Raw genomic sequence first — 9,544 nt, forward strand, 5'->3', positions numbered from 1 at the left:
TTGGCCAAGGTGGTTTTCCCGTACCACCGAGATTTGATTATGGGTTTTCTCAATGCGGTCGTTGGAAATTCTGGCCGCAGTCAACTCGGGCCATGCTTCGGCCTGATCGAGCTGCCTCCTGGTAGGGCGTATTGCTTCCGTGAGAGGAACATTTGCCCTTCAGTAATCACGGATACCAACAAGCCGGTCCCCTTTAACAGTGGCGATAACGAGATGGGATGCCCATGGATAGTATCGTGGCAAAGCCGCCGCCTGGTCAGTCAGTGTTGCGCCATCAAGGCCGCACAATTCGCCTCCGAGTAGTCGAGCATGATCGCCTTTGCCATCCACCACGGCTATGTACTCTCCGTCGTACGGGTAGCCGATTAGCGCAATCTCCTCATAGTCTTCCAACTTCCGCATATGTGGTCGCTAACCTGGCGTAGTTAGTTAGGTGTTTTTCATCTGGCGGAACGGCCCAGCGGCCATGGACAGGGGGACAACCGCTGGGCCAATGAGAGCGCGCTCCTCCCGGCCGCAAGCACTGACGTTGTTGTGATCATCAGCACTCGCGCTGCGCTCCCAAGATGGCGCTGCCGCTCCCAGCATCGGACGATGGCCCGTTACTCGATGCGCCACGTCGAAGTTCACTCTCATGCGGCATATACCGAGCGTGGCGGGAAACTATTCCAGCCCGACGGCTATTTTTCGGGACGTTGGAGGCCAGGGGCTCCGCGCCTGCCGCCCCGTTGACTTGAAGTGGATCACTCCGCAAACACGGGCGGATCGGCCCGGCACCAGCCCCGCCGGAAATGCCGGGCCGCGAGGACACGCCCGCGGGTGCGCTTCCTCGAACAGCATCATTCTTACGCGTGTCTTTCGTCGAAGTCCGCGACGTTGATACGTTCCTGTTGTCATCTCCCAAGATGCAATTATTCACCCCCGGTCAGATTTTCGTTGGCACAAACCAACAGAGCAATTCGCTGAGTTTCGGACGTTTGTTTCCGGGCCTGCGTAAGCCACAGCACACGTCGCTCTAACGACATCGCTCGCATGGCCCAGCGCGCGGCGGCGGTGATTTCGTATCCGCCGCAGCGAGCACACTGGAATTCGACCGTTCGCAAGATAATATCGGCCGCGAGCGCGGTTTCTTCGCAAACCGGGCAAGTCGACGAGTAGTACCGCATGGCTCCTATGGTCGGTGACGGAAGCCGTGTCATGCCGCCCGCCCCGGAGCCTCAGCTCCTGAAGATGGCTCAGGGTTTTGCGGCTGGGGCGCCATGCTATTTGAGGAGATGTCTACCCTACGCCGAGTGCGGCCATGTCGGGTCTCATATGATACGAGCAGTCGGTCAATCTTCCTTGCAACATCCGGTGCGGTCTTTTCCAACTCTTCGAATGCCCAAGTGACGAACTCCTCAGATAGCCTGTCTGGCCGATATAGAACCACCTCACGTGGGTCTGCAGGATCACTGAACGAGACTCCTACATCTGCACCAAGAAACCCCACGAAATGTTTCTGAATTTGCTCGGCAGACATGCAGCTTCACCTTCCTCTGGCTGGTGATTGTGGGTTCAGTGGTCATCAGCCCCTTCTCTTGGACGTAACGTTCCTCCGCGTAGCAACTTCGATTTCCTTAGCTTCCTTCTCAAGCCGGTCGGGAGCGGCGGGGCCCATCAAAGCGTAGGCTGTGCCACCAGATTGCCAGTAGACGGTCGGCACCCGGCCGTCCGTCGCGGGAGTTGGAGGTATGGCGTCTTCGCCGCTCATCGCGACCGCAACCAGAGTGATCCGGCCGACGCTCGGCGTATCGGCCGTCACGACAAGGCTCTGCCGCCCGTTCCAGGGCTGCACCTGAACATCTTTCACCCGCCATGTCGCTGGAAGATCCAGCATACTGATGTTCATTGCGCCGACCAGTCGTTCGATCTTGTCCTGCTTTGGTTCACTGCCTTTCTCCGGGCCGGCATTCAGTTGCGCCACACGCAAAGCATCACGCGCGGCGAGAATGAAATTCTCGTCCGTGGTTTGGCCTCCCTGCCGGAGAGGCAGTGTCAATGTGTTGGCCGACCAACCCACCAAAACGAGCAAGGCGGCTGCCGTTTGCAGCTTGAGCACACTGAATAGCTTTCGCCGTCGAAACGCACTCTCCAGTCGCTTTGCCTTGTCCAAGCTGGCACGCGGCGGGAAAAGCCGCTGCGGTTGAGCCACGCGCAAAGCTTCCATGCGCTGCGCTTGCGCAAACACGTCCGCCGCCAGTTCCGGCTCCAGGGCAAGACGGGCCTGGAGGTCGGATCTCTGGGACTGGGTCAGTTCCCCGTCCAGAAAGCGGTTGATCTCGTCTTCGGAAATACGGTCACTTGGCCACATCACGGCCTCCTACAACTTTTAACTGGGAAGGCGCGCAATCGCGTAGCTTTTCCATGTTGTTTTTCAGGGCACCCCGTGCGCGGCTCAGGCGGGACATGACAGTTCCCTGCGGTACGCCGAGCACCGTTGCGGCATCAGAATACGTGAAACCCAGGACTCCAACCAAATGGAGAACTTCGGCTTGCTCCGTAGGTAGTTCTGTCAGCGCCTTTCTGACATTGGAGAGTTCGGCGCTGTGCTCCTGCGACGGCAATAACAGCGGGTCGGACTGCTCCGCATAGGCGGCAATCCGCCGCTTCTCTGCGTTCGCACGGACCGCACTGGTCAGAAAGGTATTCCGCACGATTGTGATCAGCCAGGGCATGAGAGGACGCGAAGCGTCGTAACTACGAGCCAGGGAGAGAGCACGGACAAGCGACTCCTGCACCAAGTCGTCGGCGTCTGCGTCATTGTGCGTAAGCACTCGACCATACCGCCAGAGATCCTCCAAATGCGGAGTGACGTCGAAGTTCGCTTTCATGTGCCGTATACTGAGACGATGGAGAGACTATTCCAAGCGGTGCGCTTTTTTTGTCCTCAAGTGGCCTTGGCACTGGTGGACCTTCGAAGGCGAAACTGGTAGGGGGCCGGCGCGAGGCGCGGGTTCCGTCAGGCCTACATCAAGTCGGAAAGCGGCTACCGAACGAGGCTTTCTGCTGACGCACGGCGTATGTGCCAGAGGCAAAGCAATAGGCGGAGATTTGCCCGGGTTCTCGTCGGTTACACGGACCCAATCCTTTCCCACGTTCGCAGCGTAATGTGTCGATCCCGATCGAGGGCTGCGATGTTGCACTTCCCCAGATGCCGTTGGAGCATCTCGGGCTGCGGTCTTGGAGCGGCGAGGGGACTTGCCTACACCGCACATGTCGTCGATATGAAGGTCGATGAGTTCGCCGAAGGTCTCAGACGCGCTATGGGGGACTTACCGGCGTCTCACCGCGATCGACTTGGCGCTCGGCGTCGGTTGCCGAGCGTCGTCTCGGCGCAGGAAGGTCTCGCTGACGTAGCGACCTTTGCTACGGACTTGGACACGCCAGGAACCGGACGAGAGCTTTGTGTAGGTGGTTCGTGTGCGCTCCGTGTGCACTGAGAGAGCGAAACGTGGCGAAAAGGGTCGTATTCTGGCGTAAATTCGTGTGCACCCGGCAGGTTCTAACGATTTGTTGTTAAAAAAATGCTGAAAAATCAAAATCATAGAGTGGCCGTGGCGCCGATGATGGATTGGACGGACCGGCATTGCCGGTTCTTGCATCGCCAGTTGACGCGCCGGGCGCTGCTCTACACCGAGATGGTGGTGGCAGACGCGATCATCCAGGGCGCGCGCGAGCGGCTGCTCGGCTTTGATGACGCGGAACATCCGGTCGCATTGCAGCTTGGCGGCTCCGATCCGCGCAAGCTTGCCGAGGCGGCGCGCATAGGCGAAGCCTTCGGCTATGACGAGATCAACCTGAATGTCGGCTGCCCGTCGGACCGCGTCCAGTCGGGCACGTTCGGCGCCTGCCTGATGAAGACGCCGGTTCTCGTCGCCGATTGCGTCGTGGCGATGAAGGCCGCCGTGAAAATCCCCGTCACCGTCAAATGCCGCATCGGCGTCGACGAACAGGATCCGGAGCCGGCGCTCGACGCGCTGGCGGACGGCGTTTTTTCAGCCGGCGCCGACGCATTGTGGGTGCATGCCCGCAAGGCCTGGCTGGAAGGGCTCAGCCCAAGGGAAAATCGTGACATCCCACCGCTCGACTATGACAGGGTCTATCGTCTGAAAGCCAGAAAGCCGAATGAATTCATCGGCATCAATGGCGGCATTCAATCGCTCGAAGAGGCACTTAGGCACATAGATCATGTCGACGGGGCCATGCTCGGCCGCGCCGCCTATCACACGCCGGGCATCCTGGCGGACGTCGATGCCGCATTCTACGGCGGCAAATCCGAGCCGTTCGACTTTGCCGTGCTGATCGATGCCATGGCGGCTTACGCGGCGCGTCACATCGAGCGGGGCGGCCGGCTTGGCCATGTCACCCGTCACATGGTCGGCCTGTTCCATGGCCTGCCTGGCGCACGCCGCTATCGGCAGATCCTTTCCACCGACGCGACACGGCCCGGCGCTGGCCCGGACGTGCTGAAGGCGGCTTTCGCTGCGGTCGATTTTCCCAGGGCCGGCGCGGAAGCCGCCTGACGCGCGGGTTTTTCTAAGTGTTTAGCCCGCGAGATATGGGCATATGTCGGCTTTCGCCTACCGGTCCTGGTGCGGTATACGCCAATTGGTTGACTGGCCGCGATATGAGAATTCATACAATATCCCGCAGAGTGACTTACACCCGGGAGTTGGCGACATGCTGTTGGATTTCCAGCGCGTAATGGCAGGCTTGATTATCTCCGCCCTTGCCTATTTCAGCTTCACGGTAGCTGGCTTCGGCGCTGGCATAGGCGTGTTCGAGTCAGCTCACATCATTGGAACCTGGGAGGGCAGATACAGCTGCGGCAAACAGCAAGCCACGGTCACGATCACATTTAGGGAAGGGAAAAAAGGCGTCCTGGAGTTCCGGCATTTGAAAGACAAGAAGGAGCGCGGCGCTTTCGAGGTCTTTGCGAACGTCGACCGCCGAGGTGTCGTGTTCCTACGTCCTGGAAAGTGGACCGGACGCAAGCCGAAAGGTGTCCTGACTGTTGCGCTGCAGGGACGAATGTCCGGCGACGGCGGGGAGATCACGGGAAAGATCATGCCCCCATGCGGGGGAGAGTTCAGCCTGCAGCGCAAGACACCGATCGTAGAGACGAAGCCGGCCGTGGTTGCCGAGAAGTATCCAGTTCGCAAGCCCAAGAGATTTACGGAGCTCACCCAAAAACCTGTCGCTCCCACGCAGGTCGCCGGACCTCAACCTTCAGCGGTGCCCACCGCCGAGAACCACCTCTACGTGGCTGGCGTCTGGCAAGGCATGATAAATTGCGGCGCCAACGGAGACAGATCAGCCACTGTGAAAGTGACGATCAGAGGAGGCCTGGGATCTGGTGAATTCACGATCTGGAAGGATCAGTCAGGCGCTGCCCCCGCCTTCCGGTCGACATTCGAACTCGATAAGCTCTGGATAGCGCGCCGTGCCATCGTTTCCGTTGGCGAACTCAAGGTAACCGACCAGAATCTGACTGATGTCAGGTCGCCTGAAACGCTTGACTTCATCGACGATAGCTGGGAACCGTTCGAGCTACCTTTCGTCCAGAAGTTGACGTTCTTCAACGCGGACTGGGGCTGCAACTACCTCAATGTCGAGCTCGACAAAACGGAAACCTTGCGGCTCGCCAGCGAAGGCCGGCTCGGGCATGGCGAAACGCTTACCGCCGCATTGCAACTGCCTCCGGGGATCAAAGAACAACTGTCTGCCTGCGACGGGTCCGCTATCGCTTTGCTGGTGGATTGCCTGGTCGCGAACTACCGGGTGGCAATCACGCAAGGCTATGCGCCAGCGATAAATTTCGTCAACCACATCGTCCAGACGGTGAACGATACACGCAGCCTGCAATCCTGCGCGATACAGGCGGACCTGTTGTCTCGCGACATGTCTACACTTCGCTCCCACGGGTTTTCGGCGCAGTTCAAAGTGGACGACTGTCAGCAGATCGCCGATCTGCAATTGGCGATCGCGGGAGGTGTTCCTGTCTGGAGCCTGTGCACCCCGGACGATGATGATGGCTCGTTGACCGCTTGCCTGCGCGCGCTGCTGGAGACGGAGCGCCGCCTGACGATAGCGCGAACTCTATATCCGAAACTCGTCGCCGGCATAACACCGCCCACGCGACGGAGTTCCGGCGGAATTGGCACAGCGGCGTTCGAGACCTTTCATCTCGGTGAGTCAGCCAAATCGGATGGCAAGAAGCCTATGACTGAGCGTTTCGTCGAGATAGGCAACGAACTCGCGTCTTGCCGGCGGGACAACAAACGCGTGGTATCATTCGGCAAACTGGCCAACACGATCGCACACGCGCGCACGGGGATAGCGATGGCCTCGCCCAAGGTGATGCGATCTTTGACTTGCGAAAAACTCGCCAAATTGCTCAAGGCCACTGGTTTGACGAGACCGGAGGACACCGAAGGCCTTATCGACTTCGATAAATGCGGGCCAGATCGGCCGTCGAAGCCTCCGATGACCTTCGAGGTCGGACTGAGGACCGCCCGCGCCGCGACGGCAACGATGTGCGACTCGGGAATGGTCGACTTCCTGAATAGGGAAGGAGAAGTGATGTCCGACTTCAACCATCAGGACACCACTTGCGTGCAGAACACGCTGGGGGCGCCGATCGTGGAGTTCGGCTTCAACTACGTCGCTCAATCATGCCAAAACACCGCTAACGGCTCGGCGATATGCGAAGGCGAAGTCGTAGTCTACTGCGACTATGTCGACAAGTCGGCGGCATTCCACGCTGGCTACACCTGCGGCAGCCTCGAAGCGACCCTGATACCTACCACTGCCCAATACGACTACGATCCTCAGACATGTGAGTGGGAGCCGACATCCTTGAACATTCGCCGGAAAGAAATGAGAGCTTATCGATAGTCGATCAATGGCGGCATTCAATCGCTCGAAGAGGCACTTAGGCACATAGATCATGTCGACGGGGCCATGCTCGGCCGCGCCGCCTATCACACGCCGGGCATCCTGGCGGACGTCGATGCCGCATTCTACGGCGGCAAATCCGAGCCGTTCGACTTTGCCGTGCTGATCGATGCCATGGCGGCTTACGCGGCGCGTCACATCGAGCGGGGCGGCCGGCTTGGCCATGTCACCCGTCACATGGTCGGCCTGTTCCATGGCCTGCCTGGCGCACGCCGCTATCGGCAGATCCTTTCCACCGACGCGACACGGCCCGGCGCTGGCCCGGACGTGCTGAAGGCGGCCTTCGCCGCGGTTGATTTGGTCAGGGCAAGCGCGGAAGCCGCCTGAGGGTCAGTCGCGCAAAATCATGCGGTCGCCGCGCACATCGAAACCCGACAGCGAACCGATGAAGTTCATGCCGAGCAGGCTCTGGCTGAGCATGCCGGGGGCGGCGATCATGACCGGCATGTTCTTGCGAACGATGCCGCCGATCGCCAATTCGTCGGTTCTCACGCCCGCCGCGCGCGCCATGCCGTTGGCGGTCGAGACCGGTATCGTAAAATTGAGCGTGGCTGGATTGAAGCCAGCCGCCTGCGCGTCTTGCGCTGTCAGCACGGTGCTGGTCGCGCCGGTGTCGACCACGGCCCGGACCGGCGCGCCATTGACCATGATGCGCGCTTCGAAATGGCCATTGCCGGCCTTGTCCAGGGTCACCGTGGCGTGGCCGTCTTCCACACCCAGCGCCAGCGGACTGCCGGGAACGAGCCCGGCGGTGACCCGGCTGGCGAAATCCTGCAATTCGTAGCGATATTGGTAGCCGGCGATCAGCGCCAGCACGATGACGCGGACCTCTCAGTTGGTACGAGACCACGCAAAGGCCAAACGCCCTGTCACTTGATAGTGCATGTCTGCGGAAACCCTAATGTTAACTCCCACTCATGCCCGGCATACCGGATACACCATTTTTTCCCTGCCCTACACCGGCTCCACCTAAGCCGCCCGCACCTCCGGCACAACCGGGGCCTACGCCATTGCCCCCATTGCCTCCGTCACCGCCGTCACCATTGTTTATGCCCGCGCTTCCCGGGCCTCCGTTACCTCCATTGCCGCCTGGGCAACCATTCTGGCCTGGAGCACCATCTTGCCCGGCCGCCCCATCTGCGCCGTTAGCTCCCGCCGTCTGTGCATTCGAAAAACCAATACTAGCTAACAGCGTCAAAACTAAAGCAATAGTTCGCAACATTTGCCTCTCCTCACCGCAACGTTAAAGCAAAGCGTGTCTTCTGAGATTTCCAGAATGGAAATTATCACTTTAATTGCCCTGCTACATAGATCCGCAAGTCTGTTTATTCACCTGTTACAGATATTTGAAAATTATCCAGCGCTCCCACCGGAATATCAACCCGATCATAAGGCTGAATCAAATTAGAGTTTTTCTCATATCGCGGATTCCTCGCAACTAACACATGATAGTTGCCGCCCCGTCCGCTTGCTAGACGAGCTATTCTCCACAAGCTTGTACCAGGCATTGCTAAGGCCCGGCCGCCACGAAATTGTGCGTACGGATGCTGGTCGATGACTGTTGCTTCCAGAGAGAGCGAGTGAAACGGGCGGCCACTTAGAGAGTAAAATTCAGCTGAGATATGATCTATGTCATGATTGCCAACAGAAATACTGCACAACCATCTTCGGCCCTTCTTAGTTAGACTGTCACTCGTGAAATTGCTACCAACACTAACAATGGCCCGACCAGTAAAAGGCATCTTACTTTGGAGTACCACCATCCTATTGCTTAGGCTATGATGTTGCTCCTCAACTCGAAATGCGTACGCAGAAACGCTAAGACTGGCGACCGCAGCAGACAAAATCCCAACGAACCCAATGATACGAGTACTGGCGCCCATGCCTGTATCCAATATTTGTACTTGACCTTACCAAGTTCACAATCACGTGATATGGTATGCTGACATAGCGGGGGAGTTTTGGCAATGCTCAAGGTCAAATCGAAAACTGCGTTTCTCGCGACTACAATTTCCATCATGAGCGTGGCTCAGAGCCAGGCTTTCGGCCCCTGCCTTGGGTCAGATGATGACGTTGTGCAAATCATCATTCGCGGGCCTGCGTCCAGCTCAATTTCCTTACGGGCAGCACCCCTGATAGTCGAAAACGAATTTCGGCCGGAGATAGTTTTTTCGTCGGGTGATGCGGAAGAGGTTGTAATTACCGGTGCCAAGAAAGAAATACCTGGTGATGAGATTGGTCCATCCGGTATTCTTGTAGACAATGAGGGGAGATATATCTTCCGAAGTCAACTGATGAGCAATCTGAAATGTAAGAATCTAGTTGTCGACGGCAGCGTTAGGCTCATTGGTGACCACAAAAGGATAGCAATCAATTGCGAAAAGATAGCTTTTCACCCAGACTCAGTCCTTTTGTCGGATACCGCTGTTAGCCTCAAGGCAAATGCAATCACCGGTAAGCCGATTGTAGTTACTCTCCCTATCCCAGGGACGCCGGGTGAACCAGGTATGGTCGGAGTTCTGGGCGACAATGGAGGTAGAGGGGGGGG

At 58.2% G+C, this 9,544-nt stretch carries 6 protein-coding genes and 2 pseudogenes; 4 read left to right on the top strand and 4 right to left on the bottom strand.

Annotated features, from left to right (window positions below; genetic code table 11):
* Positions 1 to 1,564 precede the first annotated feature (1,564 nt).
* Together AC0L2H_RS31230 and AC0L2H_RS31235 are read right to left on the bottom strand one after the other, a co-directional pair.
* A complete protein-coding gene (locus AC0L2H_RS31230; RefSeq protein ID WP_473593562.1) occupies positions 1,565 to 2,350 on the bottom strand; it encodes an anti-sigma factor family protein in 786 nt (261 codons plus the stop codon).
* Positions 2,337 to 2,870: a sigma-70 family RNA polymerase sigma factor gene (locus AC0L2H_RS31235; RefSeq protein WP_473593563.1), complete on the bottom strand. Its 534-nt coding sequence runs from the start codon at positions 2,868 to 2,870 to the stop codon at positions 2,337 to 2,339. Before AC0L2H_RS31235 ends, AC0L2H_RS31230 begins: the two co-directional genes overlap by 14 nt.
* Positions 2,871 to 3,563: 693 nt before the next feature.
* On the opposite strand from AC0L2H_RS31235, the gene dusA reads away from it, so the two are divergent.
* From dusA to AC0L2H_RS31250, 3 genes and pseudogenes are all read left to right on the top strand, one after another.
* Positions 3,564 to 4,562, top strand: a complete 999-nt coding sequence (gene dusA / locus AC0L2H_RS31240) for a tRNA dihydrouridine(20/20a) synthase DusA (RefSeq protein ID WP_473593564.1) — start codon at positions 3,564 to 3,566, stop codon at positions 4,560 to 4,562.
* A gap of 157 nt (positions 4,563 to 4,719) precedes the next feature.
* Positions 4,720 to 6,936 (top strand): hypothetical protein, encoded by a 2,217-nt coding sequence (locus AC0L2H_RS31245; protein ID WP_473593565.1) that lies wholly within the window; start codon positions 4,720 to 4,722, stop codon positions 6,934 to 6,936.
* A 3-nt stretch (positions 6,937 to 6,939) separates the two neighbouring features.
* Positions 6,940 to 7,323, top strand: a pseudogene (locus AC0L2H_RS31250) (tRNA-dihydrouridine synthase); the annotation flags it as partial.
* A gap of 3 nt (positions 7,324 to 7,326) precedes the next feature.
* On the opposite strand, the pseudogene AC0L2H_RS31255 reads toward AC0L2H_RS31250, so the two are convergent.
* A pseudogene (locus AC0L2H_RS31255) lies at positions 7,327 to 7,818 on the bottom strand (TIGR02281 family clan AA aspartic protease); the annotation flags it as partial.
* A gap of 503 nt (positions 7,819 to 8,321) precedes the next feature.
* Positions 8,322 to 8,879, bottom strand: a complete 558-nt coding sequence (locus AC0L2H_RS31260; protein WP_473593566.1) for a hypothetical protein — start codon at positions 8,877 to 8,879, stop codon at positions 8,322 to 8,324.
* Positions 8,880 to 8,963: 84 nt separating this feature from the next.
* Between AC0L2H_RS31260 and AC0L2H_RS31265 the strand changes: the two genes are divergently transcribed.
* A partial coding sequence (locus tag AC0L2H_RS31265) for a hypothetical protein (protein WP_473593567.1) occupies positions 8,964 to 9,544 on the top strand: 581 nt, incomplete at its 3' end.

The sequence above is a fragment of the Mesorhizobium sp. WSM4871 genome (assembly GCF_055811295.1).

Coding starts and splice junctions, on each gene's coding strand:
- dusA (WP_473593564.1), top strand. CDS start 3,564: ATGCTGAAAAATCAAAATCATAGAGTGGCCGTGGCGCCGATGATGGAT.
- AC0L2H_RS31235 (WP_473593563.1), bottom strand. CDS start 2,870: ATGAAAGCGAACTTCGACGTCACTCCGCATTTGGAGGATCTCTGGCGG.
- AC0L2H_RS31230 (WP_473593562.1), bottom strand. CDS start 2,350: ATGTGGCCAAGTGACCGTATTTCCGAAGACGAGATCAACCGCTTTCTG.
- AC0L2H_RS31260 (WP_473593566.1), bottom strand. CDS start 8,879: ATGGGCGCCAGTACTCGTATCATTGGGTTCGTTGGGATTTTGTCTGCT.
- AC0L2H_RS31245 (WP_473593565.1), top strand. CDS start 4,720: ATGCTGTTGGATTTCCAGCGCGTAATGGCAGGCTTGATTATCTCCGCC.